Here is a 25883-nt window from a genome sequence, read left to right as displayed (position 1 = left end):
AACAGCCCCTCTGCCGGGTGGTGGCAAAGGGGCTGTCGTGAGTGACGTGCGGCCGGGCGGGTCAGGCTGCGGGGGTCTGCGGGGCCTCGACCTTGAGCTCGATGACGACCGTGGCGCCGCCCTCGGTGGTGAGGCGCAGCTTGTACGTGCCGGCGGTCTCGTCGGCGTAGATCTTCGGGAGCCTCAGGATGCCGTCGGTGTCGGTCCTGAGGTCCGTGAGGGTACGGACCGTCTTGCCGTCCGCGTCCTTGAAGTACGGGCCCTTGTCGTTCTCCACCGGCTCCGCGGCGTCGGTGATCATGGTTGCGGTGACGGCGACACCGGCGACGACCGCGCCCTTGTAGGTGGCCTTGACCTCGACGGTGTCGGCGAACTCGGCGCCGGGCGCGGCGGTCAGTGCCGTGCCGTCGGTCCTGGCGATCGCGTCGGCCCGTCGGGCGGTGACGGTCGCGGTGTAGGTGACGGCGGGCAGCGAGCGGCCGGTGGCGACGGCCCGCACCGTGAACTGCCCCGTCTTCTCGCCCGCCTGCAGCACCGGGGCGGTGACCGTGCCGTCGGCTCCGGTGAGAAGGGTGACCGCGTTCTTCCCGCCGGCGAAGGTGGCGTCCGTGTCACCGGCGATGGTGAAGGTCACGGACGCCTTGGCGAGCGAACTGCCGAGCTTGTTCGTGGCCCGCACCTTGATCCGCTCGGTGAACGCGTCGCCCGCAGTCGCGGTGAGCGTGCCGGTGCCGGCGTTCTCCACACGTGCGACGGTCTGGGACGGCGGGGGCGTGGGTGGGGTGGGCTTCGGACTGGTCGGAGTGGAGCCGCCCGGCTTCGGCGGCTTCGGCTTCGAGCTCGGAGGCGGGGTCGGGGACGGCGAGGCGCCAGGGGTGCCGGGGTGCGGGCTCGGGTCCGTACCGCCGCCGAGGCCGGGCGGGACCGCGCCGGCGCCGTCGGGGATCTCGTGGGTGCCGCGCTTGTAGTAGTCGAACCAGGAGCGGACCGTACGGAGGTAGGCGTCCGAGTGGTTGTAGCTCAGGACCGCCCGGTCGAGATCCGTGGCCATGGACAGATCGCGGGAGCCTGCGCAGAGATAGCGTCCGGCGGCGAGCGCCGCGTCGTAGATGTTGTTGGGGTCCTTGCGGCCGTCTCCGTTGCCGTCCTGGCCCCAGGTCGCCCAGGTGGACGGGATGAACTGCATCGGGCCGACGGCACGGTCGTGCGTCGCGTCCCCGTCGTACGCCCCGTTGTCGGTGTCCTTGATCATGGCGAAGCCCCGGCCGTCGAGGACCGGGCCGAGGATCGGGGAGAACGTGGTGCCGTTCGCGTCGACCCTGCCGCCGCGGGCCTGGCCGGACTCGACCTTGCCGATCGCGGCGAGCAGTTGCCACGGCAGCCGACAGGCGGCGTCGCTGTCGGCGACGGTTTGTTCGGCCTTCTTGTACGCGGCCAGGATCGAAGCCGGTATGCCGGATTCCGCACTGCCGGTGATGGGCAGATCGGTGGCGGTTCCCGGCTTGTTGGGCGTGTTCAGCGGCGGCAGGTCCGTGTAGTACGGCGAGTTGCCGGTGGCCGCGGTGTCGTCGGGCGAAGGTGTCGTTCCGGCGGACTGCTGATCGCCACTCCCGGTGGCCAGTGTTGCGCCAGGGGCTCCTGAGGCGGAGAGCGCCGCCACGGCGACTGCGGCCACAGCGGTCGTGGTCGCCCCCTTGCGAAGTCGGCGACCGAATTGCGCTGCCATACCTCTGGCCCCTCCCCTTCGACGGCTGTCCGCGCTCCCCAGCGCCAGGACTCAGGCGACCCTACGGCAACTTGTGCCGCCGGAACACCGTGCACTGACTGGTTCTTACCTGTTTTTCACGTTCCGGACAGCAAGATGTACGGCGGTCGTCGGGCAGGCGACGGCGGCTCACGCATACTTGCCGCCATGCCGTTCACACTCAGTCATGCCGCGGCAGTGCTGCCGGGGATGCGGCGGGACGGAACGGCGCGCGGGCCGCTCCTCGCCTCTGCCCTCGTCGCGGGTTCGTTCGCCCCCGACATGACGTACTACGCGGACACCGCGATCCCGGGCGCCATGGAATTCGGGCGGGTCACCCACTCGGTGTGGGGCGTGTTGACGGTCGATGTGCTGATCACCGCGGCCGTGGTGGCGCTGTGGCTGCTGCTGCGCGAACCGTCGGTGGCGCTGCTGCCGAGGGCCTGGCAGGGACGGGTGCATACGTTCGTGCGAGGGCAGCGGTGCGGATCCGACCGAGGGGCGTGGGATGTCCGGGACGGTGGGTGGTTCGTACTGTCGGCGGTCATCGGGTCCGCCACTCATGTCGTCTGGGACGCCTTCACCCATCACGACCGGTGGGGTGTGCGGTTGGTGCCGGTGCTCGACCAGAGCATCGGCGGGTTTCCCGTGTTCCAGCTTGTGCAGTACGGCAGTTCGGCGGTGGCACTGACCGTGCTCGCCTGGTTCACGGCTTCGGGGCTGCGGCGGACCGGGGTGCGCCCGGTCCCGCCGTCCGTGCCGGTGCTGGGCCGTCGGGGGCGGTGGTCGGCGGTGGCACTGCTGAGCGTCTGCGTCCTGCTCGGCGTCGTGCACCGGTGCGCGCGCTGGTATGCGTACTTCGGGCACATCGACACCCCGCTGGACATCATCCCGACCGCCTGCTTCGGTGCCGGGGCGGGACTGGCGGTGGGCCTGGTGCTGTACGGGGTGTGGATGCGGCTGCGGCGGTCGCGCGCTTCCGTACCCTCGGCCGCCGGACGGGCCTGACTCCTCCGGGGGGTGTCCGAACAAACCCCGGGGCCCGTCCGGCGCCGCCGCGTCAGTGCGCTGCGGACTCCCAGTCCGTACCGACACCCACCGATACATCCAGCGGGGCGCGCAACTGCACGGCCGTGGACATCTCGTGGCGGAGGATCTCCTCCACCTGTGCCCGCTCGCCCTCAGCGATCTCCAGGACGATTTCGTCGTGGACCTGGAGCAGCATCCGCGACTTCAGCTTCGCCTCGGTCAGCGCCCGGTCGACCTGGAGCATGGCGACCTTGACGATGTCCGCGGCCGTGCCCTGAATCGGTGCGTTGAGCGCCATGCGCTCGGCCATCTCGCGGCGCTGACGGTTGTCGCTGTTGAGGTCGGGGAGGTAGCGGCGACGGCCGAAGACCGTCTCCGTGTAGCCGGTGGCCCTGGCCTCCTCCACCACACGGTGCAGATAGTCACGCACTCCGCCGAACCGCTCGAAGTAGGTGTCCATCAGACCGCGCGCCTCACCCGCCTCGATGTTCAGCTGCTGGGAGAGGCCGAACGCGGAGAGCCCGTACGCGAGTCCGTAACTCATGGCCTTGATCTTGCGGCGCATCTCGGGGTCGACGGCCGACTTGTCGACGCCGAAGACCTGCGAGGCGACCGTCGTGTGCAGGTCCTCGCCGGAGGTGAACGCCTCGATCAGGCCCGCGTCCTCGGAGAGGTGGGCCATCACGCGCAGTTCGATCTGGCTGTAGTCGGCCGTCATCAGCGTTTCGAAGCCCTCGCCGACGACGAAGCCCCGGCGGATGGCCCGGCCCTCGTCCGTACGGACCGGGATGTTCTGCAGGTTGGGGTCGGTGGAGGAGAGCCGGCCGGTCGCCGCCACCGTCTGGTTGAACGTGGTGTGGATACGGCCGTCCGCCGCGATCGTCTTGATCAGGCCCTCGACGGTGACCCGCAGCTTCGCCTGCTCGCGGTGGCGCAGCATGATGACCGGCAGCTCGTGCTCGGTCTGTGCGGCGAGCCAGGCCAGGGCGTCGGCGTCCGTCGTGTACCCGGTCTTCGTCTTCTTCGTCTTCGGCAGGCCCAGCTCGCCGAAGAGGACTTCCTGGAGCTGCTTGGGCGAACCGAGGTTGAACTCGCGGCCGACCGCGGCGTGCGCCTCCTTCACCGCCTGCTGCACCGCACCGGCGAACTGCTGCTCCATGCCTTCCAGATGGGCCCGGTCGGCGGCGATGCCGTGCCGCTCCAGGCGGGCCAGCAGAGCGGACGTCGGCAGCTCCATGCCGTGCAGCAAATCGGTCGCGCCGACCTCTGCCAGCCGGGCGGTGAACGCATCGCCCAGATCCAGGACCGCGCGGGCCTGCGTCATCAGGGCGTCGGCCTCGGCCCGGTCGTCCGCGCCGAAGGCCAGCTGGCCGTCGGACGCCGCCGCGGGGGCCAGCTCCCGGCCCAGATACTCCACCGCCAGCGCGTCCAGCGCGAAGGAGCGGCGACCGGGCTTGACCAGATAGGCGGCCAGCGCGGTGTCCATCGTGACGCCGTCGACCTGCCAGCCGTGCTCGGGGAAGACCCGCATGGCGCTCTTCGCGTTGTGCATGACCTTCGGCCGCCGCGCGTCGGCGATCCACGCGGCGAACGCCTGCTCGTCGCCCTCGTCGAGCTCTGCGGGGTCGAACCAGGCCGCCGCCCCGTCGGCCGCGGCGAGCGCGATCTCGGTGACCGTGCCACTGCCCACCGCCCAGGTGTCGACGGTGGCGACGCCGAGCGGCTGTCCGCCGTGCTCGGCGAGCCAGGGCGCCAGCTCGCCCGCGCCCAGCACCGCGCCGTCCAGTTCAATGCCCGCGGCGGGCGCCGAAGTCTCGTCCTCGGCCGCGCCCGGGTCGACGGCCAGCAGCCGCTCGCGCAGGCTCGGGTTACGGATCTCCAGGACGTCCAGCACGCCCGTCACCGCGGTGCGGTCGTACGGTGCGCGCTCCAGGTCCTGCGGGGTCTTCGGCAGCTCCACGTCGCGGACCATCTCGGTCAGCCTGCGGTTGAGCCGCACCGCGTCCAGGTGGTCCCGGAAATTCTGCCCGGCCTTGCCCTTGACCTCCTCGGCGCGCGCCACCAGCTCATCGAACGAACCGAACTGGTTGATCCACTTCGCGGCGGTCTTCTCACCCACCCCGGGGATGCCCGGAAGGTTGTCCGACGGGTCACCGCGCAGCGCCGCGAAGTCCGGGTACTGCTGCGGCGTGAGCCCGTACTTCTCCTCGACCTTGGCCGGGGTGAAGCGCGTCAGCTCCGAGACGCCCTTCGTCGGGTACAGCACGGTGACGTTGTCCGTGATCAGCTGGAACGAATCCCGGTCACCGGTGACGATCAGCACCTCGAAGCCGGCCGCCTCGGCCTGCGTGGCCAGCGTGGCGATGACGTCGTCCGCCTCGAAGCCGTCGACCGCGAAACGGTCGGCGTGCATCGCGTCGAGCAGCTCGCCGATCAGCTCGACCTGGCCCCTGAACTCGTCCGGGGTCTTCGAGCGGTTCGCCTTGTACTCGGGGAACTCCTCCGAGCGCCACGTCTTGCGGGAGACGTCGAACGCCACCGCGAAATGCGTAGGCGCCTCGTCACGCAGCGTGTTCGCCAGCATCGACGCGAAGCCGTACACCGCGTTCGTCGGCTGCCCCGACCCTGTCGTGAAATTCTCCGCAGGCAGCGCAAAGAACGCCCGGTACGCCAGGGAGTGCCCGTCCATCAGGAGCAGGCGCGGTCGGTTGTCTGCCGTCTTCTTCGATGCCGTCTCAGCCACGCCCCCGATCCTGCCACGGACCACTGACAATCCCGACCGCACATGACTCGCCGGACGCTCTGTCGGTGCCCCGTGACAGGATCGCGGCAGGAACACGTACCGCATCACTGCGTACAGCGCACCGCGCAGGTTCGCAGTTGCTCAAAGGGGAGCACGAAATGGCCACGAAGCCGCCCACAGGTGACCCGGTCCAGGATGCGCCGCGGGTAGAGCCGGCGCAGCACGCCGCCGCCGGACTGCCGGCCGTCGCGCACAGCCTGCTCATCGCCCAGCAGCAGATGGGCGTGCGGCGCACCGCGCAGACCCTCCTCAAGGTCAACCAGAAGAACGGCTTCGACTGCCCCGGCTGCGCCTGGCCCGAGGGCGACAGGCGGCACACGGCGGAGTTCTGCGAGAACGGCGCCAAGGCCGTCGCCGAGGAGGCGACGCTGCGCCGTGTCACCCCCGACTTCTTCGCCGCGCACCCGGTCGCCGATCTCGCCTCGCGCAGCGGGTACTGGCTGGGCCAGCAGGGGCGGATCACCCAGCCGATGTACCTCCCCGAGGGCGCCGAGCGGTACGAGGCGGTGACCTGGGAGCGGGCCTTCGGCATCATCGCCGAGGAACTGGGCGCGCTCGCCTCGCCCGACGAGGCCCTCTTCTACACCTCGGGGCGCACCAGCAACGAGGCGGCGTTCCTGCTCCAGCTGTTCGCCCGCGAGTTCGGCACGAACAACCTCCCCGACTGCTCCAACATGTGCCACGAGTCCTCCGGCTCGGCGCTGACGGAGACCATCGGCATCGGCAAGGGCAGCGTCTCGCTGGAGGACCTCCACCAGGCGGACCTGATCATCGTCGCCGGGCAGAATCCCGGCACGAACCATCCCCGGATGCTCTCCGCCCTGGAGAAGGCCAAGTCCGCGGGCGCGAAGATCATTTCGGTGAATCCGCTGCCCGAGGCCGGACTGAAGCGGTTCAAGAACCCGCAGACCCCGCTCGGCATGATCAAGGGCGCCGCGCTCAACGAGCTCTTCCTGCAGATCCGTATCGGCGGCGACCAGGCCCTCTTCCGGCTCCTCAACAAGATGATCCTGGAGACCGAGGGCGCCGTCGACGAAGCCTTCGTACGGGACCACACCCATGGTTACGAGGAGTTCGTGGCCGCGGCCCGCGAAGCCGACTGGGAACAGACCCTCGTCGCCACCGGCCTCGACCGCAGCGACATCGAAGAGGCCCTCGCGATGGCCCTCGCCTCGAAGCGCACCATCGTGTGCTGGGCCATGGGCCTCACCCAGCACAAGCACTCCGTGCCGACCATCCGCGAAGTCGTCAACTTCCTTCTGCTGCGCGGCAACATCGGCCGCCCGGGCGCCGGAGTCTGTCCCGTCCGCGGCCACTCCAACGTCCAGGGCGACCGCACCATGGGCATCTTCGAACGGCCCGCACCCGAATTCCTCGACGCGCTCGACAAGGAATTCTCGATCACCTCACCGCGCCACCACGGCTACGACGTCGTCCGCTCCATCCAGGCCCTGCGCGACGGCGATGCCAAGGTCTTCTTCGCCATGGGCGGCAACTTCGTCGCGGCCACCCCCGACACGGAGGTCACCGAGGCCGCGATGCGCCGCGCCCGCCTCACCGTCCATGTCTCCACCAAGCTCAACCGCTCGCACGCCGTGACCGGCACCCACGCACTGATCCTGCCGACGCTGGGCCGTACCGACAAGGACGTCCAGGCGAGCGGCAAGCAGTTCGTCACGGTCGAGGACTCCATGAGCATGGTCCACGCCTCGCGCGGCAACCTCACCCCGGCGAGCCCGCATCTGCTGTCCGAGCCCGCCATCGTCGCCCGCCTCGCCCGCGCCGTCCTCGGCCCCGGATCAGCCACCCCCTGGGAGGAGTTCGAGAAGGACTACGCGACGATCCGCGACCGCATCTCCCGCGTCGTCCCCGGCTTCGAGAACTTCAACGCCCGCATCGCACACCCCGGCGGTTTCACCCTCCCGCACGCCCCGCGCGACGAGCGCCGCTTCCCCACCGCGACCGGCAGGGCCAACTTCACCGCCGCACCCGTCGAGTACCCCGAACTCCCCGAAGGCAGGCTGCTGCTGCAGACCCTGCGCTCGCACGACCAGTACAACACCACGATCTACGGCCTCGACGACCGCTACCGCGGCATCAAGGGCGGCCGCCGCATCGTCCTGGTCAACCCCGACGACGCCCGCACCCTCGGCCTGGCCGACGGCGCGTACACCGACCTCGTCAGCGAATGGAAGGACGGCGTGGAGCGCCGCGCCCCCGGCTTCCGCATCGTGCACTACCCGACCGCCCGGGGCTGCGCCGCCGCCTACTACCCGGAGACCAATGTGCTGGTCCCCCTCGGCTCCACCGCCGACACCAGCAACACCCCCGCCAGCAAGTCCGTCGTCGTGCGCTTCGAGAACGTCCAGGGGCGGACCGCCCAGAGGTAATCCGTACCACAACCCACTAAGCGTTCGCTCAGTCGTCTGATAAGAACGATGCACACAGCAATAAAGCTATGAACCACGCAGACGATCGGAGCCGGACCCCATGGGCGAGCACACCGCACCCAAGTTCCCCCAGGAGATCATCGACGAGTACGCCGCACTCGGCGTCGATCTGCCCGCACTCTTCTCCGCCGGCCACCTCGGCGAGCGGATGGGCGTCACCATCGTCGAAGCCTCCGCGGACCGCGTCGTCGGCACCATGCCCGTCGAGGGCAACACCCAGCCGTACGGACTGCTCCACGGCGGCGCCTCCGCCGTCCTCGCCGAGACCCTCGGCTCGGTCGGCTCCATGCTCCACGGCGGCACCACCAAGCTCGCCGTCGGTGTCGACCTGAACTGCACCCATCACCGAGGGGTACGGAGCGGACTCGTCACCGGCGTCGCCACCCCCGTACACCGCGGCCGCTCCACCGCCACGTACGAGATCGTCATCACCGACGAGCACGACAAGCGGGTCTGCACCGCCCGCCTCACCTGCATGCTCCGCGACGCACCGCAGGCCAGCGCCGCCTGACCGACCGAAACACACCGCGCGACACCCCCGACACCACTGCCCGGCCGGACCGCATTCCGGCCGGGCAGTGCCATTCCTGCCCACAACCACCCATGCACAAGGCGTTGTTGAGCAACCGATTCGGCCAACACCCTTGACCGTACGACTGGTTGCATGGCCAACTCAGCACCCCGGCCACACCCGACACACACCCCACGCACACAACACCGCGTCGACCACATCGACCCAGATGTAACACTGCGTAACAAGTGCGCAATGCGCAACGTCTCCGCGCAGCACTCCGAACCCGGCCCCACGGACGCCGGGCGGCTCACCGTGCCCTCATGACGCCCTCTTCGCCCCTCGACACGCGACAGCAGCAAGATCGCTCAAGCCCCTTAGCAGAGCTGCACGTTCTCACGATGCGGTCATTTCACCGACCGGTAAAAAGCCGTACATGTCCGCACAGCCACCTCAAGCCTTGCTCAAGGGCATAACAAGACAGTCACATCCTGCGGCGGACCCATCCCGGACCCCCACACCTGCGCCTAGAGTCACCGCCAGTCACCGCGCCGCCGGGCGCGTCTGCAGCACGGCCCTGTACCAACCAGTACGGCCCGGCGAACGACACGGCACCTCAAGCAGAGGAGGCCGCGCCAGGGAAAGGACCTATCGTGCGACACCGTTCTTTGCTCATCCTCACCACAGTGCTCACCACAGGAGCACTGACACTCACCGCCTGCGGGTCGCGCGACGACAGCAAGAAGAGCAGCAGCGGCGACACCCAGACCGTCGTCATCGGCGTCGACGCGCCCATCACCGGCGACCTGTCCGCCCTCGGCCTCGGCATCAAGAACTCCGCGGACCTCGCCGTCAAGACGGCGAACAAGGACAAGACCGTCCCTGGCATCAAGTTCGAGGTCAAGCCGCTCGACGACCAGGCACAGCCCTCCGTCGGCCAGCAGAACGCCCAGAAGTTCATCGACGACGAAACCGTCGTCGGCGTCGTCGGCCCGCTGAACTCCGGCGTCTCCCAGTCGATGCAGAAGCCGCTCAACGACGCCAGCCTCACCCAGGTCTCCCCCGCCAACACGGGCACCGAACTCACCCAGGGCGAGAACTGGAAGACCGGCGACAAGAAGCGCCCCTACAAGACCTACTTCCGCACCGCCACCACGGACCAGATCCAGGGCGCCTTCGCGGCGAAGTACCTCTTCAACGACGCGAAGATCAAGCAGGTCTACCTCATCGACGACCAGAAGCCGTACGGCGCCGGTCTCGCCGCCTCCTTCAAGGCGACCTTCACCACCCTCGGCGGCAAGATCGTCGGCTCCGACCACGTCAACCCTGACGACCGCGACTTCAACGCCGTCGTCACCAAGGTCAAGAAGTCCGGCGCCAAGGCCGTCTACTACGGCGGCGAGTACCCCGCCGGCGCACCCCTGAGCCAGCAGCTCAAGGACAGCGTCCAGATCCCCCTCATGGGCGGCGACGGCATGTACAGCGCCGACTTCATCAAGCTCAACAAGAAGGCCCAGGGCGACATCGCCACCTCCGTCGGCAAGCCCGTCGAGGAACTCGACTCCGCCAAGAAGTTCATCGCGGACTACAAGACGGCCGGATACAAGGACGCCTACGAGGCATACGGCGGCGGCACCTACGACGCCACCTGGGCAATCATCGAGGCCGTCAAGCTCGCCGTCGCCGAGAACAACGGCAAGCTCCCCGACGACGCCCGCGTCAAGGTCCTCGACGCCATGAGCAAGGTCAAGTTCGACGGCGTCACCGGCCCCGTCTCCTTCGACGAATACGGCGACACCACCAACACCATGATGACCGCCTACCAGGTCGACGGCGGCAAGTGGACCTCCAAGCTCAGCGAGGTCTACAAGCCCTGACCCGTGCCCTCCCGGACACGCACTGACTGACACCAGACCGCGCGGGAGCGCTACCAGCGCCCCCGCGCGGTGCCATATCCGAACCACTCCACGGAGGCCCTGCGGTGAACGAACTGCCGCAACAGCTGGCCAATGGACTCATCCTCGGCGCGATGTACGGTCTCATCGCGATCGGCTACACGATGGTCTACGGAATCATCCAGCTCATCAACTTCGCCCACGGCGAGATCTTCATGATCGGAGGCTTCGGAGCTCTCACCGTGTACCTCTGGATGCCGGCCGGCGTCTCCCTCCTCGCAATCATCCCACTCATGATCATCGGCGGCGTCATATGCTCCGTCGCCGTCAGCACAGCCGCCGAACGCTTCGCCTACCGGCCCCTGCGCAACGCCCCCCGACTGGCCCCGCTGATCACCGCGATCGGACTCTCCCTCGCACTCCAGCAGGCCATCTGGAAGTGGTACCCCGACGCCAAGAAGGACCGCTCCTTCCCCCAGTTCAAGGGCGAAGCGATCGACATCTTCGGCGCCCACATCCAGCGCGGTGACCTCTTCGTCCTCATCACGGCACCCATCTGCATGCTCGCCCTCGGGCTCTTCGTCTCCAAGACCCGCTCCGGCCGCGGCATGCAGGCCACCAGCCAGGACCCCGACACCGCAAAACTCATGGGCATCAACACCGACCGCATCATCGTCATGGCCTTCGCCATCGGTGCCGCGTTCGCCGCCGTCGCCGCCGTCGCCTACGGGCTCAAAAACGGCCAGATCGGCTTCAAAATGGGCTTCATCATGGGCCTCAAGGCCTTCACCGCAGCCGTACTCGGCGGCATCGGCAACATCTACGGCGCCATGCTCGGCGGCGTCGTACTCGGCATCGCCGAATCCCTCGCCACCGGCTACATGAGCAACGTCCCCGGCATGGAACTCTTCGGCGGCGGCGCCTGGAAGGACGTATGGGCCTTCGTCCTCCTCATCATCGTCCTGCTGCTCCGCCCCCAGGGCCTGCTCGGCGAACGCGTCGCGGATCGGGCGTGATACGGATGACCACCAACCACACCACCGCACCCGGGGCCGCCCCCTTCCTCGCAATCCCCACAGCCGCGGCCCGCATCGGCACCCTCACAGGCGCCGCCGTCGCACTCGCCGGCACCTTCCTCGCCTGGACCTGGACCAGCGAATTCCCCGGCGACCTCACCGTCACCGGCTACCCCGGCGGCCTCCAGGTCCTCACCCTCATCAGCGCCGCACTCACCCTGCTCTTCGCGCTGTCCGGATACGGCATCCGAGGCCTCGGCTGGCTCACCCCCGGCGGCACCAACAGCCCCGTCCGCCTCCTGGCGCTCGGCACCTTCGGCACCACCGGCTACACCATCGGCGCCATCGCGTACGACCTCGGCGGCGTCGTCAACCTGGAACCCGGCGCCTGGGTCAGCGGCATCGGCGCACTCATCGCCGCCGTCGCCGCACTCGGACTCCCCGGCGACCAGCCACACCCCAGCACCACAGCGGCCGGCGCCTGGCAGCGCTTCCGCAACAGCCTCGGCGCCCCGTCGGCCCGCCGCGCCAAAGCGCTCCCCGACTGGGCCGAGATCCTCATCATCGTCGTGTCGTTCGGCATCGGCCTCCAGGTCTTCGCCTACGGCATCGACACCGACTACACCGAACTCTTCATCGGCTTCCTCATCACCGTCGGCTTCGCCTTCACCGCACTCCACCGGGCCGGACTCGTCTCCCGCCTCACCGCGCTGACCACGAAGCACCGCAACATCACCCTCGCCGCCGCCCTCGTCGCAGCCGTCTGCTTCCCGTTCACACAGCAGAAAGAGGAATACGCGCTCATCGGCGCCAACATCCTCATCTTCGGCACCGTGGCACTCGGCCTCAACGTCGTCGTCGGCCTCGCCGGCCTCCTCGACCTCGGATACGTCGCCTTCCTCGGCGTCGGCGCCTACGCCGCAGCCCTGGTCTCCGGCTCCACCATGTCGGCCATCGGCGTCGAATTCCCCTTCTGGGCCGCCGTCCTCACCGGCGCCGGCGCCTCGCTCGTCTTCGGCGTCCTCATCGGCGCCCCGACCCTGCGACTACGCGGCGACTACCTGGCCATCGTCACCCTCGGCTTCGGTGAAATCTTCCGCCTCACCGTGAACAACCTCAACGGCAACAGCGGACCCGACCTCACCAACGGCTCCCAGGGCATCCCCAGCATCCCCGACCTCAACTTCTTCGGATTCGACTTCGGACTCAAGCACGACATCCTCGGCTTCACCCTCGGCAGGTCCGCCAACTACTACCTGCTGATGCTCGTCTTCACCGCCGTAGTCGTCCTCGTCTTCCGCCGCTCCGGAGAATCCCGCATCGGCCGCGCCTGGGTCGCCATCCGCGAGGACGAGACCGCAGCCACCGCCATGGGCATCAACGCCTTCCGCCTCAAGCTGCTGGCCTTCGCCCTCGGCGCCACCCTCGCCGGCCTCGCCGGAACCGTCCAGGCACACGTCAACTACACCGTGACACCCGAGCAATACCAGTTCGCCGGCTCCGTACCACCCAACTCCGCATTCCTCCTCGCCGCCGTCATCCTCGGCGGCATGGGAACCCTCAGCGGACCCCTCGTCGGCGCCGCACTGCTCTACCTCATCCCGGCCAAGCTCCAGTTCATGCAGGACTACCAGCTCTTCCTCTTCGGCGTCGCACTCATCCTCCTGATGCGCCTGCGCCCCGAAGGCCTGGTCGCCGACCGCAGGAAGCAGCTCGAATTCCACGAGAGCGACCAGCTCGACGTACCGGAGCCACGGCAGTCCGCAGAGACCGACGCCGGCATCGCCAAGGCGGGGGCGTGACCACCATGACCACCACCACGAAGACCGCCACCACCGTCCTCGACGCGAGCGGCGTCACCATGCGCTTCGGCGGCCTCACCGCCGTACGCAACGTCGACCTCACCGTCAACGCGGGCGAGATCGTCGGCCTCATCGGCCCCAACGGCGCCGGCAAGACCACCTTCTTCAACTGCCTCACCGGCCTCTACGTCCCCACCGAGGGCAAGGTCAGCTACAAAGGCACCGTCCTGCCGCCCAAGCCCCACCTCGTCACCCAGGCAGGCATCGCCCGCACCTTCCAGAACATCCGGCTCTTCGCCAACATGACCGTCCTGGAGAACGTCCTCGTCGGACGCCACACCAGGACCAAGGAAGGCCTCTGGTCCGCCCTCCTGCGGCTCCCCGGCTTCACCAAGGCCGAACACGCCAGCCGCGAACGAGCCATGGAACTCCTGGAGTTCATCGGCCTCCAGGACAAGGCCGACCACCTCGCGCGCAACCTCCCCTACGGAGACCAGCGCAAGCTGGAAATCGCCCGCGCACTGGCCAGCGACCCCGGACTCCTGCTCCTCGACGAGCCCACCGCCGGCATGAACCCGCAGGAAACCCGCGTCACCGAAGAACTCATCTTCGCCATCCGCGACCAGGGCATCGCCGTCCTCGTCATCGAGCACGACATGCGGTTCATCTTCAACCTCTGCGACCGCGTCGCCGTCCTCGTCCAGGGCGAGAAACTCGTCGAAGGCACCTCCGACGTCGTCCAGAGCGACGAACGCGTCGTCGCCGCCTACCTCGGCACCCCCTTCGAAGGCGCCCCCGGCGCCGAAGAAGTCGCCGAGGTCGAAGCCGCCGAAGCAGGCACCACCAAGACAGCCGACAGCACCGGCACCGGCACCGCCGACGCCACCGACACCACCAGCACCGAGGAGGAGGACACCCGATGACCGCACTGCTAGAGGTCGAGGACCTCCGCGTCGCCTACGGCAAGATCGAAGCCGTCAAGGGCATCTCCTTCACCGTCGAAGCCGGCCAGGTCGTCACCCTCATCGGCACCAACGGTGCGGGCAAGACCACCACCCTGCGCACCCTCTCCGGGCTCCTCAAGCCCGTCGGCGGCAACATCCTCTTCGACGGCAAACCGCTCAACGACATCCCGGCCCACAAGATCGTCTCCCTCGGCCTCGCCCACTCCCCCGAGGGACGCCACATCTTCCCCCGGCTGACAATCACCGAGAACCTCCAACTCGGCGCCTACCTCCGCAACGACAAGGCAGGCATCGAAAAGGACATCCAGCGCGCCTACGACCTCTTCCCCATCCTCGGGGAACGCCGCAAACAGGCCGCCGGAACCCTCTCGGGCGGCGAACAGCAGATGCTCGCCATGGGCCGCGCCCTGATGTGCCAGCCCAAGCTCCTGATGCTCGACGAACCCTCCATGGGCCTCTCCCCGATCATGATGCAGAAGATCATGGAGACCATCGTCGAACTCAAGGCACAGGGCACCACCATCCTGCTCGTCGAGCAGAACGCCCAGGCCGCACTCTCCCTCGCCGACCACGGCCACGTCATGGAGGTCGGCAAGATCGTCCTCTCCGGCACCGGCGCGGACCTCCTCCACGACGAGTCCGTCCGCAAGGCCTACCTCGGCGAGGACTGAACCCCGCCCGACCGTACGAGTAAGGCCCGCACCCCGATCGATCCGGGGTGCGGGCCTCTCTCACGTACGCGCGCCTACTGGTCCCCGTCCTTCGCCGCCCTCTTCTTCTCCTCGGCATCCTCGATCAACGCCTCGGCAAGCTGCTGCATCGACAGCCGACGGTCCATCGACGTCTTCTGGATCCAGCGGAACGCGGCAGGCTCCGACAGCCCGTAATCCGTCTGCAGAATGCTCTTCGCCCGATCCACCAGCTTCCGCGTCTCCAGCCGCTGCGCGAGATCGGCGACCTCGCCCTCCAGCGCCTTCAGCTCCGCGAACCGCGACACCGCCATCTCGATGGCCGGCACCACGTCGCTCTTGCTGAACGGCTTCACCAGATACGCCATCGCCCCGGCGTCCCGCGCCCGCTCGACGAGATCGCGCTGCGAGAACGCGGTGAGCATCAGGACCGGCGCGATGGACTCCTCGGCGATCTTCTCCGCGGCGGAGATCCCGTCGAGAATCGGCATCTTCACATCGAGGATGACCAGGTCCGGCCGGTGCTCCCGGGCGAGCTCGACAGCCTTCTGACCGTCCCCTGCCTCACCGACGACCGCGTAGCCCTCTTCCTCCAGCATCTCTTTGAGGTCGAGACGGATGAGCGCCTCGTCCTCGGCGATGACGACGCGGGTCGTCAGCGGCGGAACGTGCGACTTGTCGTCGTCGGCTGCGGGCTGGGGCGACTCGGGGGCGGTCACTGGGGGCTCCTTGTTCAAGACAGGGGTACTGCTGCCAAGAGCCTACCTAGCTGCGGTAAGGTGGACGCTCAGCGGGTCGAGAGAAACCTTCGATTCAGCGAGCCCCGGTAGTCCAATTGGTTAGAGACAATGGATTCAAAACCCATCCAGTGTCGGTTCGAGTCCGACTCGGGGCACTTTTCCTTCGATTCCAAGGCCGCCAAGGAATTGTAGAACTTCACATGAACGTGTGAATGCTGGCCTATTCCACCTGTGGGTCGTCGAGACCAGGACAGGCTCAGCCGTGTGTATGACCTTGATACGCGGAAGCGCGCTCTGGCACTCATCGCCCAAGGCTTCAGCCAGAACTCCGTAAGCAAGCAGACTGGCATTTCACGCGCCGCCATCCGTTCGTGGCAGACACGAATAGAACCCCTCGGCTGGAACGGTGCTGCGGACTGCCCGAGGTGCGGCGACATGCCGAGCGATCCTGAAGACCCCGCTGCTTACGCCTACTTACTGGGCCTCTATCTCGGCGACGGCTGCATCAGCTCCGGCAGAAGGGGAGTGTACTTCCTCCGTATCGCCTGCGCCGATGCCTGGCCCGGCCTCATCGACGCCTGCGCCGAAGCCATGCAGATCGTGCGTCCCGGAAACAAGGTGTCGCGGGTTCAGCGTCAGGGCTGCCAGAACGTGACGTGCCACAGCAAGCACTGGCCCTGCCTCTTCCCCCAGCACGGTCCCGGCAAGAAACACGACCGCCAGATCGCTCTCGAACCCTGGCAGCAGAGGATCGTGGATGCCCACCCATGGGAGTTCATCCGCGGCCTCATCCACTCCGACGGGTGCCGCATCATCAACTGGACCACGAAGCTCATCGGTGGCGAACGGAAGCGCTACGAGTACCCCCGGTACTTCTTCACCAACAAGTCGGACGACATCCGCAAGCTGTTCAGCGACACGCTCACCGTTGTCGGAGTCGAGTGGGCCCACTGCACCCGTGCAGGCACGGGGTACAACATCTCCGTCGCCCGACGGGCGTCCGTCGCGCTCATGGACGCCCACGTCGGGCCGAAGTACTGACGACCGGCCTACTTGGGGCTGTCGTCCTCGCCGATGTGGTGCACCCGGACCAGGTTCGTCGAGCCCGGGACTCCCGGCGGGGAGCCGGCCGTGATGACCACGATGTCGCCCTTCTCGCAGCGGCCGATCTTCAGCAGTTCCTCGTCGACCTGAGCCACCATCGCGTCCGTCGATTCCACGTGCGGGCCGAGGAAGGTCTCGACGCCCCAGGTCAGGTTCAGCTGGGAGCGGGTGGCCGGGTCCGGGGTGAAGGCCAGGAGCGGGATGGGTGAGCGGTAGCGGGAGAGGCGCCTGACCGTGTCGCCGCTCTGGGTGAAGGCGACCAGGAACTTGGCGCCCAGAAAGTCGCCCATCTCGGCCGCCGCGCGGGCCACCGCGCCGCCCTGGGTGCGGGGCTTGTTGCGGTCGGTCAGGGGCGAGAGGCCCTTGGCGAGGATGTCCTCCTCGGCGGCTTCGACGATGCGGGACATCGTGCGGACCGTCTCGATGGGGTACTTGCCCACGCTGGTCTCGCCGGAGAGCATCACCGCGTCCGTGCCGTCGATGACCGCGTTGGCGACGTCGGAGGCTTCGGCGCGGGTGGGGCGGGAGTTGTCGATCATCGAGTCGAGCATCTGGGTGGCGACGATGACCGGCTTGGCGTTGCGCTTGGCGAGTTTGATCGCGCGCTTCTGGACGATCGGCACCTGTTCCAGGGGCATTTCGACACCGAGGTCGCCGCGGGCGACCATGATGCCGTCGAAGGCGGCGACGATGCCGTCGATGTTCTCGACGGCCTGGGGCTTCTCCACCTTGGCGATGACGGGGAGGCGGCGGCCCTCCTCGTCCATGATGCGGTGGACTTCCTCGATGTCGCGTCCGCTGCGTACGAAGGAGAGGGCGATGATGTCGGCGCCGGTGCGCAGGGCCCAGCGGAGGTCTTCGATGTCCTTCTCGGAGAGTGCGGGGACGGAGACGGCGACGCCGGGGAGGTTGAGGCCCTTGTGGTCGGAGACCATGCCGCCCTCGATGACGGTGGTGTGGACGCGGGGGCCGTCGACCTCGGTGACTTCGAGGGTGACGCGGCCGTCGTCGACGAGGATGCGTTCGCCGGTGGTGACGTCGGTGGCGAGGCCGTCGTAGGTGGTGCCGCAGGTGTGGCGGTCGCCTTCCATGGGTTCGACGGTGATGGTGAAGCTGTCGCCGCGTTCGAGGAGTACGGGGCCTTCGCGGAAGCGTCCGAGGCGGATCTTCGGGCCTTGAAGGTCGGCGAGGATCCCGACGCTGTGTCCGCTCTCGTCGGAGGCCTTGCGTACGTGGTGGTATCGCTCTTCGTGTTCGGCGTAGGTGCCGTGGCTGAGGTTGAGGCGGGCGATGTCCATTCCCGCTTCGACCAATGCCTTGATCTGGTCATATGTGTCGGTGGCGGGGCCCAGGGTACAGACGATTTTTGCTCGGCGCATGGTTTGAGCCTAGACCTTACCTACGGGTAGATATTTGGCCCTGCATGACGACCCAACAACCTTTGGGTGAAGGGTTGTTGACAAGTGTTGAATTGTGCGGCGGGGTGCTCGGATGAGCATTCTCTTTACAGTTTTGGCGGTGACATGGTGAAGCGGGCGTTCACCTGGGCGTAGACCGTCTGGCGTTGCGGTTCGAGGTCGAGGGCCGGGGCGGGTTCGGCGGCTGCCCCGCCGTATGCCGCGCGGCTCCGGATGCCGCCGGGTGCGGCGGGCATGGCTATGGCCGGGGCGGCGTTCTCCGCGCCGAGGTCGGCGAGTTCGACCAGGGCGGTGAGGTGGGCGCCGAGGGCGTCGGCGTATTCGCGGGCGCGTTGGACGGCTTCGCGTACGGCTTGGCGGCGGGCGTTCGCGTGGGCGGGTGAGTCGGGGCGCAGGGCCCACCAGGGGCCGTTGACGCGGGTCATGTCGAGGTCGGCGACGCGGGTGGTGAATTCACCCAGTGCGGTGAAGTCGTTGAGGACGGCGGTGACATGGACGCGGCCGTGGTAGGCGCGGATTTTTTCGTCGCGGCCGCGTTGGGTGAGTTCGGGAGTGATGGAGAATGCGCCGGTTTCGAGTTTTTCGACCGCTTGTCCGTAGGACCGTGCGAGTTCGAGGACGTGGTTGTTGCGTCGGGTGAGGTCTTCGAGGGCGGCCCGGCGGTCTTTTCCGCGGGCGCTGACGGTGATGCCGATGTGGGCGGTCTCGGGGTCGACTTCGAGGCGGGCTTCGCCTCGGACGGCGACGCGGGGGTGGTCGGGGGTGCCGTAGGGCGGTGGGGTTTCGGTCATGGGTCCACTCTCGCATCCGGGTACGACAGCGGGTGGTCATCAGATCGAAACCCGCCAGGGGTGTTGCCGGGTGTGGCTCCTGGGTCATTATCTACGCGCGTTGTGCACTGCGAGAACTGAGCTGTACGAGTACTGAGCTGTACGAGAACTGAGATGTGGGAGACGAAATGCCGTTGAACCGTAGGACGTTCCTGGGCACATCGGCGGCCGCCGGTGCCGGTGTGGCGATCGTGGGTGGTTCCGCCGTTCCCGCCGCGGCCCACGGTCATGGCCATGGGCACGGCCACGGGCGTCCGCCGAAGCGGTACTCGTTCACCGTGATGGGCACCACCGATCTGCACGGGAACGTCTTCAACTGGGACTACTTCACCGACAAGGAGTTCGACGACAAGGCCCACAACGATGTCGGTCTGGCGAAGATCTCCACGCTGGTGGACCAGGTGCGCCGGGAGAAGGGCCGTCACAACACCCTGATGATCGATGCGGGTGACACGATCCAGGGCACCCAGTTGTCGTACTACTACGCCAAGGTCGATCCGATCACTGCGAAGCGCGGTCCGGTGCACCCGATGGCGCAGGCGATGAATGCGATCGGCTATGACGCTGCGGCGCTCGGCAATCACGAGTTCAACTACGGTATCCCGGTGCTGCGGAAGTTCGAGGAGCAGTGCGACTTCCCGCTGCTGGGTGCGAACGCGCTGGATGCGAAGACGTTGCGGCCGGCGTTCGCCCCGTACGTGATCAAGAGGATGCGTACTCCGCACGGTCCGGATGTGAAGGTCGCGATCCTGGGTCTGACCAACCCGGGTATCGCCATCTGGGACAAGGCGAATGTCAGCGGGAAGATGGTGTTTCCCGGTCTGGAGGAGCAGGCGGCGAAGTTCGTGCCGCGGCTGCGTTCCATGGGTGCGGATGTCGTGATCGTCTCGGCGCACTCGGGCCACAGTGGTACGTCGTCGTGGGGTGATCAGGTCCCGTATGTCGAGAACGCGGCGGGTCTGGTGGCTGAGCAGGTTCCGGGTATCGACGCGATCCTGGTCGGGCATGCGCATCTGGAGATCCCCGAGTATTTCGTGGAGAACAAGCAGACCGGCAAGAAGGTGGTGCTGTCCGAGCCATTGAAGTGGGGTCAGCGGTTGACGCTGTTCGACTTCGATCTGGTGTGGGAGAAGGGCCGCTGGGTGGTGGAGAGGGCGGGTTCGCGGGTGTTGAACTCCAACACCGTGGCCGAGGACCCGGAGATCACGAAGCTGCTCATGGACGAGCACGAGAAGGTCGTGGCGTACGTCAATCAGGTCATCGGTACGTCCACGGCGGCGATGACGACGGCGGAGGCGGCCTGGAAGGACGAGCCGATCATCGATCTGATCAATGTTGTCCAGGCGGAGACGGTGAAGGCGGCGCTGGCGGGTGGTGAGTACGCGGCGCTTCCCGTTCTCTCTCAGGCGTCCTGTTTCTCGCGTACGGCGCAGATCCCGGCGGGGAATGTGACGATCAAGGATGCGGCGGGTCTGTACCCGTTCGAGAACACCCTTGAGGCGCGGCTGCTGACCGGTGCGCAGATCAGGGATTATCTGGAGTTCTCTGCCCGGTACTACGTGCAGACGGCGGCCGGCGCTCCGGTGGACACGGCGAAGCTGACGAATGCGGACAATACTCCGGACTACAACTATGACTCGGTGTCGGGTCTGACGTATGAGATCGACATTGCGAAGCCGAGTGGTTCGCGGATCGTGAATCTGTCGTTCGAGGGCAAGCCGATCGATCCGGCGGCGCGGTTCGTGCTGGCGGTGAACAACTACCGGGCGAGCGGTGGCGGCAATTTCCCGCATGTGCCGGGTGCCAAGCAGTTGTGGGCGAACTCGGAGGAGATCCGTAACACGATCATTGCCTGGGTGCAGGCGAAGGGTTCGGTGGACGGTGCGCAGTTCGCTTCGGTGGACTGGCGTCTGACGCGGGACGGTACGCCGGTGTTCTAGGCGGTCGCCCCTGGGGGTGTACTGGTGTGGGTCGGCGGCCGTCTTCTCTTTCCGGAGTGGGCGGCCGCCTGCTGTCTGTGTGTGGGGGCGGGTTTCAGTTGCTTTGAGCGAGGGGGATGCGGTCGGGGTTCTGGGTGGGGATGGTTGGGGTGTGGGGGGTGAGGCCGAAGGTGGTGAAGGCGGTGCGTTCCGGGAGGGGGTAGGCGTTGGTGCCGGTGAGGTTGTTGAGGATGGTGGCGCTGCGCCAGGCGGCGAGTCCGAGGTCGGGGGCGCCGACGCCGTGGGTGTGGCGTTCGGCGTTCTGTACGTAGACGTTGCCGGTGACGGTGGGGTCGAGGACGAGGCGGAACCGGTCGTCGATGCGGGGGCGTGCGGAGGTGTCGCGGCGCATGTAGGGGTCGAGGCCGGTGAGGATGCGGTCGAGGGGGCGTTCGCGGTAGCCGGTGGCGAGGACGACGGCGTCGGTGGTGAGGCGGGAGCGGGTGTTCTGTTGGGTGTGTTCGAGGTGGAGTTCGATGCGGGTGTTGGCGACGCGTCCTGCGGTGCGTACGGAGACTCCGGGGGTGAGGGTGGCGTCGGGCCAGCCGCCGTGGAGGGTGCGGCGGTAGAGCTCGTCGTGGATGGCGGCGATGGTGTCGGTGTCGATGCCTTTGTGGAGTTGCCATTGGTGGGGGACGAGTTCGTCGCGTACGGATTCGGGCAGGGCGTGGAAGTAGCGGCTGTAGTCGGGGGTGAAGTGTTCCAGGCCGAGTTTGGAGTACTCCATGGGTGCGAAGGCCTGGGTGCGGGCGAGCCAGTGGAGCTTTTCTCGGCCTGCGGGGCGGGCGCGCAGGAGGTCGAGGAAGATTTCGGCGCCGGACTGTCCTGATCCGATGACGGTGATGTGTTCGGCGTCGAGGAGTGTTTTTCGGTGGTGGAGGTAGTCGGCGGAGTGGATGACGGGGAGTGATTCGGCTTCGGTGAGGGGTTTGAGTGGGTCGGGGATGTGGGGCTCGGTGCCGATTCCGAGGGCGATGTGGCGGGTGTGTGCGCGGCCGAGTGCTTCGGCTTCGCCGTCGGTGTCGAGTTGGGTGAAGTCGACTTCGAAGAGGCTTCGTTCGTTGTTCCAGCGGATGGCGTCGACCTGGTGGCTGAAGTGGAGGCCGGGGAGTTGGTCGGTGACCCAGCGGCAGTAGGCGTCGTATTCGGCGCGCTGGATGTGGAAGCGCTCGGCGAAGTAGAAGGGGAAGAGCCGGTCGCGGCTGCGCAGGTAGTTGAGGAAGGTCCAGGGGCTTGCGGGGTCGGCGAGGGTGACGAGGTCGGCGAGGAAGGGGACTTGGAGGCTGGCTCCGTCGATGAGGAGGCCGGGGTGCCAGTGGAAGGCGGGGCGCTGTTCGTAGAAGGCGGCGGCGAGGGGGTGGGGGTTGCCGGGGATGCCGTGGGCGAGGGCGGCGAGGGAGAGGTTGAAGGGGCCGATGCCGATGCCGACGAGGTCGTGTGGCTGGTCGGTCTCGGGGGTGGGCAGGTCGGTCATCGGGGGGTGCTGCCTTCTGTGAGGTCGTGGGCGAGGTGGTTGACGAGGTCGAGGAGTGTGTGGAGGTCGTCGGGGGTGGTGTGGGGGTTGAGGAGGGTGGCTTTGAGCCAGAGGCGGTTGTCTGTGTGGGCGCGGCCGAGTACGGCGTGGCCTCGGGTGAGGAGGGTGCGGCGGATGGTGGCGACGGTGTTGTCGTCGGCGTCGGTGGGGCGGAAGAGGACGGTGCTGATGGTGGGGCGGTCGTAGAGGTCGAGGGTGGGGGTTTTGGCGATGAGGTCGGCGAGGTGGTGGGCGGCGGCGATGGTGTGGTCGATGAGGTCGGCGAGTCCGGTGCGGCCGAGGGCCTTGAGGGTGACGGCGATCTTGAGGGCGTCGGGGCGGCGGGTGGTGCGCAGGGAGCGGCCGAGGAGGTCGGGGAGGCCGGCTTCGGTGTCGTCGTCGGCGCTGAGGTAGGGGGCGCGGTGGTGGAGTGCGTCGAGGTGGGTGCGGTCGGGGGTGGCGAGGATGCCTGCGGGTGCGGGTTGCCAGCCGAGTTTGTGCAGGTCGAGGGTGACGCTGTGGGCGCGGTCGAGGCCGTGGACCTTGCCTCGGTGGGTGGGGCTGAAGAGGAGGGGTCCGCCGTAGGCGGCGTCGATGTGGAGTTCGGCGCCGTGGGTGGTGCAGAGGTCGGCGATGTCGGCGAGCGGGTCGATCTGGCCGGTGTCGGTGGTGCCTGCGGTGGCGGTGACGAGCAGGGGGCGGTGGAGTTCGGTGAGGGCTTCGTCGAGTGCGGCGAGGTCTATGACGCCTGTGGGGGCGGGGATGACGACGGGTGCGGGGAGGCCGAGGAGCCAGGCGGCGCGGGTGATGCTGTGGTGGGCGTTTGTGGCGCAGATGGTCTGTACGGGGCCGTTGCGTTCGCGGGCGAGGAGCAGGGCGAGTTGGTTGGCTTCGGTGCCGCCGGTGGTGATGAGTGCGTCGGGTGAGGGCTGGTGGGGGTAGATCTCGGTGGCGAGTGCGGCGGTGATGTCGGCTTCGAGGGCGGAGGCTGCGGGGGCCTGGTCCCAGGAGTCCATGGAGGGGTTGAGGGCGCTGGCGGCGAGGTCTGCGGCGGCGGCGAGGGCGAGGGGCGGGGTGTGGAGGTGGGCTGCGCAGAGTGGGTCGGCGGGGTCTGCGGCGCCTTCGGCGAGGGCGCTGACGAGGGTGCGCAGTGCGTCGTGGGGGCCGGTGCCGTGGTCGGGGATGACGGGGTGGGTGGCGGTGCGCATCCGGGGGGTGACGGCGTCGGGTCCGCCTGCGGGGAGGGGGCCGTCGCGGCGGTGGGCGCCGTCGTGCAGTGCGGTGAGGACGGTGTCGATGAGGGGGCGAAGGTCGGTGGGGCCGGTGGTCGAGCCGGCGAGGGGCGGGGTGGGCATGGTGGCGGGGCCCTTCGGGTGCGCATGGGTGGACATGCCAGCTTGTCCGGGTTTTCGGGGGCGCCGCCGCAGAGCTTGGTGATCTGAACTCGAAAGGGGGATGTGGGAGGGGCGGGGGGGCCGTTGTAGGGGGTTCCGGTGGTATGGGTGTGGCGCCGGATATGGGTGTGCCCGGCGCTTCCCTGTGTGGTGGGAGAGTGGCGCCGGGCACGCGGGTGGTGCCGACCCTGAGGGTTGTGAGCTGCTGTCGGTTTACTGAGCCGAAGTGACTGGTGGCGTGTGGGAGTGAGTCCTGGTGGTGGGATGTGGGGTGGGCACGGGGGTTCTGGTGTCGAATGGGTGACCTTGGTGACTGTTGCTCGTTGGGCTGGGTGGCGGGTGTCCGGCATGGGGGCGGGGGTGTTGTGGTGGGTGGTTTGCGGGAGTTGGCGGCGCCGTTTGTGGTGCCCGGGCCTTGCGGGGTGGCGGTCAGGGACCGTCTCAAGCGCCTCACCCCCGAGGACGAGAGGGTGCTGCGTGCGGTCGGGGAGCGTCAGGGTGCGCTGGCTTCCCGTGATCTCAAGGTCCGTTGTGCGGAGGGTCTGGAAGCACGGCGCGGACACCTGGGCGTCGCGCAAGCGGGACCTGACGCCGCTGTCGTCGTCGCGGATCGCGGGGGCAATCACGAAGGCCACGCACGATCAGTGGGCGCTCGCGCGCCGTTGCCAGGCGGCGCATATCCGGAAGCTGGAAGCCGGGATCAGGACGTTGCGGCACCGCCTGTCCCTTCCGCTCGGGTCGAAGGGCACCAAGCGCGCGGCGGGTGGCTACCGCTCCAAGGGCGAGTGGTTCCGTAAGTCCCGCCGTCTCGCGGCGCTGGAAGACCGGCACACTGCTGCTGTCGCCGAGTGGCAGGCCGGACGGGTGCGGGTGGTCCGGGGCGGCAGACGTCTCCTGAACACCCGCCACCACCTCCCCCAGGCCCGGCTCACCGAGGAACAGTGGCGGGAACGGTGGGAGGCGGAACGCTGGTTCATCGCCGCGGACGGCGAGTCGGGGAAGCGGTTCGGGAACGAGACGATCCGCGTCACCCCGGACGGCGAAGTGAGCATCGGGCTGCCTGCCCCGCTCGCGCACCTGGCGAACACCCGGCACGGCCGGTACACCCTCACCTCGACCGTGGCGTTCGCGCACCGGGGTGCGGAGTGGGCCGACCGCATCACCGCGAACCGGGCCGTCGCCTACCGCATCCACCTCGACACATACCGCGGACGCTGGTACCTCACCGCGTCCTGGCAACGCCCCGTCGTGCAGACCATCCCGCTGGAGACCGCCCGCACCCGGGGCATGATCGGGGTCGACACCAACGCCGACCACTTCGCCGCCTACCACCTCGACCGGCACGGCAACCCCATCGGCGGGCCCCGGCGGTTCTTCTACAACCTGTCCGGGTCGGCCGGCCACCGAGACGCCCAGATCCGCCACGCCCTGACCCACCTCATCAACTGGGCCAAGCACGTCGGGGTCGCCGCGATCGGCATCGAGGACCTCGACTTCACCGCAGAGAAGACCCGCGAGAAGCACGGCCGCAAGAAGAGGTTCCGGCAGCTCATCTCCGGTATGCCGACCGGGAAGCTCAAGGCCCGGCTGGTGTCGATGGCAGCCGAACAGGGCCTGAGCATTGTCGCGGTCGACCCCGCCTACACCTCCCTCTGGGGTGCCCAGCACTGGCAGAAACCGCTGGCCACCCCGCACCGCAGAATGTCCCGTCATGATGCCGCCGGCATCGCGATCGGACGACGCACCCTCGGACACCCGATCCGGCGTCGGACGGCACCGCCCCCACACGACCGGAGAGATCGTGCGGGGCATCGGACCGCCCAGGCCGGACCAGGCACCCGAGGACGTGAGGGAACCCGCCCGCCCACAACGGACCGGCTCCCCGGAGGGCCGTCACCGAGCGGGAAGCGAACGCGGCAACCCAGTGCATCCAAAACCGTTCGGGATGCGCCCAGCACGCAACAGTGGGTCCAGGACTCACTTACGCACACTGGTTAGGAA

Annotated in this window: 17 protein-coding genes, 1 tRNA gene and 1 pseudogene; 12 read left to right on the top strand and 7 right to left on the bottom strand. The window is 68.0% G+C overall.

Going from position 1 to position 25883, the window contains the following annotated elements:
• Window positions 1-61 precede the first annotated feature (61 nt).
• A complete protein-coding gene (locus tag NRF20_RS33345; RefSeq protein ID WP_413753823.1) occupies window positions 62-1726 on the bottom strand; it encodes a lytic transglycosylase domain-containing protein in 1665 nt (554 codons plus the stop codon).
• A 186-nt stretch (window positions 1727-1912) separates the two neighbouring features.
• Between NRF20_RS33345 and NRF20_RS33340 the strand changes: the two genes are divergently transcribed.
• Complete coding sequence (locus tag NRF20_RS33340) at window positions 1913-2752, top strand: DUF4184 family protein (protein ID WP_413753822.1); 840 nt, start codon at window positions 1913-1915, stop codon at window positions 2750-2752.
• Between the two features lie 52 nt (window positions 2753-2804).
• Here NRF20_RS33340 and polA read toward each other — a convergent pair whose 3' ends face one another.
• On the bottom strand, window positions 2805-5516 hold the full coding sequence (polA, locus tag NRF20_RS33335; RefSeq protein WP_413753821.1) for a DNA polymerase I: 2712 nt from the start codon (window positions 5514-5516) through the stop codon (window positions 2805-2807).
• Between the two features lie 158 nt (window positions 5517-5674).
• Here polA and NRF20_RS33330 point away from each other — a divergent pair, with 158 nt between their 5' ends.
• From NRF20_RS33330 to NRF20_RS33300, 7 genes are all read left to right on the top strand, one after another.
• Window positions 5675-7966: an FdhF/YdeP family oxidoreductase gene (locus tag NRF20_RS33330; protein ID WP_398629545.1), complete on the top strand. Its 2292-nt coding sequence runs from the start codon at window positions 5675-5677 to the stop codon at window positions 7964-7966.
• A gap of 100 nt (window positions 7967-8066) precedes the next feature.
• On the top strand, window positions 8067-8537 hold the full coding sequence (locus NRF20_RS33325; protein ID WP_266362159.1) for a PaaI family thioesterase: 471 nt from the start codon (window positions 8067-8069) through the stop codon (window positions 8535-8537).
• 668 nt (window positions 8538-9205) lie between these two features.
• Entirely contained in the window at window positions 9206-10414 is a 1209-nt protein-coding gene (locus tag NRF20_RS33320; RefSeq protein WP_398629738.1) for a branched-chain amino acid ABC transporter substrate-binding protein, read from the top strand.
• Window positions 10415-10518: 104 nt separating this feature from the next.
• Window positions 10519-11448 (top strand): branched-chain amino acid ABC transporter permease, encoded by a 930-nt coding sequence (locus NRF20_RS33315; RefSeq protein ID WP_383979180.1) that lies wholly within the window; start codon window positions 10519-10521, stop codon window positions 11446-11448.
• A gap of 5 nt (window positions 11449-11453) precedes the next feature.
• A complete protein-coding gene (locus NRF20_RS33310; RefSeq protein WP_413753820.1) occupies window positions 11454-13250 on the top strand; it encodes a branched-chain amino acid ABC transporter permease in 1797 nt (598 codons plus the stop codon).
• A gap of 5 nt (window positions 13251-13255) precedes the next feature.
• The gene (locus tag NRF20_RS33305) at window positions 13256-14173 is read left to right on the top strand and encodes an ABC transporter ATP-binding protein (protein WP_398629739.1); all 918 of its coding nucleotides are present in this window, start codon (window positions 13256-13258) and stop codon (window positions 14171-14173) included.
• Complete coding sequence (locus NRF20_RS33300) at window positions 14170-14886, top strand: ABC transporter ATP-binding protein (RefSeq protein ID WP_398629548.1); 717 nt, start codon at window positions 14170-14172, stop codon at window positions 14884-14886. The genes NRF20_RS33305 and NRF20_RS33300 overlap by 4 nt, the downstream gene beginning before the upstream one ends.
• A gap of 74 nt (window positions 14887-14960) precedes the next feature.
• Here NRF20_RS33300 and NRF20_RS33295 read toward each other — a convergent pair whose 3' ends face one another.
• A complete protein-coding gene (locus NRF20_RS33295) occupies window positions 14961-15623 on the bottom strand; it encodes an ANTAR domain-containing response regulator (RefSeq protein WP_405688715.1) in 663 nt (220 codons plus the stop codon).
• 101 nt (window positions 15624-15724) lie between these two features.
• Between NRF20_RS33295 and NRF20_RS33290 the strand changes: the two genes are divergently transcribed.
• A tRNA-Leu gene (locus NRF20_RS33290) sits at window positions 15725-15799 on the top strand.
• 109 nt (window positions 15800-15908) lie between these two features.
• A complete protein-coding gene (locus tag NRF20_RS33285) occupies window positions 15909-16685 on the top strand; it encodes a transcriptional regulator (protein WP_413753819.1) in 777 nt (258 codons plus the stop codon).
• 8 nt (window positions 16686-16693) lie between these two features.
• On the opposite strand, the gene pyk is transcribed toward NRF20_RS33285, so the two are convergent.
• Window positions 16694-18127: a pyruvate kinase gene (pyk, locus tag NRF20_RS33280; RefSeq protein ID WP_413753818.1), complete on the bottom strand. Its 1434-nt coding sequence runs from the start codon at window positions 18125-18127 to the stop codon at window positions 16694-16696.
• Window positions 18128-18252: 125 nt separating this feature from the next.
• Window positions 18253-18957, bottom strand: a complete 705-nt coding sequence (locus NRF20_RS33275) for an SIMPL domain-containing protein (RefSeq protein ID WP_413753817.1) — start codon at window positions 18955-18957, stop codon at window positions 18253-18255.
• Window positions 18958-19124: 167 nt separating this feature from the next.
• On the opposite strand from NRF20_RS33275, the gene NRF20_RS33270 reads away from it, so the two are divergent.
• Window positions 19125-20936 carry a bifunctional metallophosphatase/5'-nucleotidase gene (locus tag NRF20_RS33270; RefSeq protein ID WP_413753816.1) on the top strand — a complete coding sequence of 604 codons (1812 nt, stop codon included), beginning with the start codon at window positions 19125-19127 and terminating at the stop codon, window positions 20934-20936.
• A gap of 94 nt (window positions 20937-21030) precedes the next feature.
• Here NRF20_RS33270 and NRF20_RS33265 read toward each other — a convergent pair whose 3' ends face one another.
• On the bottom strand, window positions 21031-22449 hold the full coding sequence (locus NRF20_RS33265) for a lysine N(6)-hydroxylase/L-ornithine N(5)-oxygenase family protein (protein ID WP_413753815.1): 1419 nt from the start codon (window positions 22447-22449) through the stop codon (window positions 21031-21033).
• The gene (locus NRF20_RS33260; RefSeq protein ID WP_398629740.1) at window positions 22446-23843 is read right to left on the bottom strand and encodes a pyridoxal phosphate-dependent decarboxylase family protein; all 1398 of its coding nucleotides are present in this window, start codon (window positions 23841-23843) and stop codon (window positions 22446-22448) included. The genes NRF20_RS33265 and NRF20_RS33260 overlap by 4 nt, the downstream gene beginning before the upstream one ends.
• Before the next feature lie 407 nt (window positions 23844-24250).
• On the opposite strand from NRF20_RS33260, the pseudogene NRF20_RS33255 reads away from it, so the two are divergent.
• Window positions 24251-25880, top strand: a pseudogene (locus NRF20_RS33255) (IS200/IS605 family accessory protein TnpB-related protein).
• Window positions 25881-25883: the final 3 nt, after the last annotated feature.

The sequence above is a fragment of the Streptomyces sp. R-74717 genome, assembly GCF_047305335.1.
Classification (GTDB): Bacteria; Actinomycetota; Actinomycetes; order Streptomycetales; family Streptomycetaceae; genus Streptomyces; species Streptomyces atratus.
Note: the sequence above shows the minus strand (reverse complement) of the source record. Positions and strands in the feature narration are given on the sequence as shown.

Bases quoted from the DNA above. Each gene is read 5' to 3' on its own strand.
- NRF20_RS33345 (WP_413753823.1), bottom strand. From the start codon at position 1,726: ATGGCAGCGCAATTCGGTCGCCGACTTCGCAAGGGGGCGACCACGACC.
- NRF20_RS33340 (WP_413753822.1), top strand. From the start codon at position 1,913: ATGCCGTTCACACTCAGTCATGCCGCGGCAGTGCTGCCGGGGATGCGG.
- NRF20_RS33330 (WP_398629545.1), top strand. From the start codon at position 5,675: ATGGCCACGAAGCCGCCCACAGGTGACCCGGTCCAGGATGCGCCGCGG.
- NRF20_RS33325 (WP_266362159.1), top strand. From the start codon at position 8,067: ATGGGCGAGCACACCGCACCCAAGTTCCCCCAGGAGATCATCGACGAG.
- NRF20_RS33310 (WP_413753820.1), top strand. From the start codon at position 11,454: ATGACCACCAACCACACCACCGCACCCGGGGCCGCCCCCTTCCTCGCA.
- NRF20_RS33305 (WP_398629739.1), top strand. From the start codon at position 13,256: ATGACCACCACCACGAAGACCGCCACCACCGTCCTCGACGCGAGCGGC.
- NRF20_RS33300 (WP_398629548.1), top strand. From the start codon at position 14,170: ATGACCGCACTGCTAGAGGTCGAGGACCTCCGCGTCGCCTACGGCAAG.
- pyk (WP_413753818.1), bottom strand. From the start codon at position 18,127: ATGCGCCGAGCAAAAATCGTCTGTACCCTGGGCCCCGCCACCGACACA.
- NRF20_RS33275 (WP_413753817.1), bottom strand. From the start codon at position 18,957: ATGACCGAAACCCCACCGCCCTACGGCACCCCCGACCACCCCCGCGTC.
- NRF20_RS33270 (WP_413753816.1), top strand. From the start codon at position 19,125: ATGCCGTTGAACCGTAGGACGTTCCTGGGCACATCGGCGGCCGCCGGT.
- NRF20_RS33265 (WP_413753815.1), bottom strand. From the start codon at position 22,449: ATGACCGACCTGCCCACCCCCGAGACCGACCAGCCACACGACCTCGTC.
- NRF20_RS33260 (WP_398629740.1), bottom strand. From the start codon at position 23,843: ATGCCCACCCCGCCCCTCGCCGGCTCGACCACCGGCCCCACCGACCTT.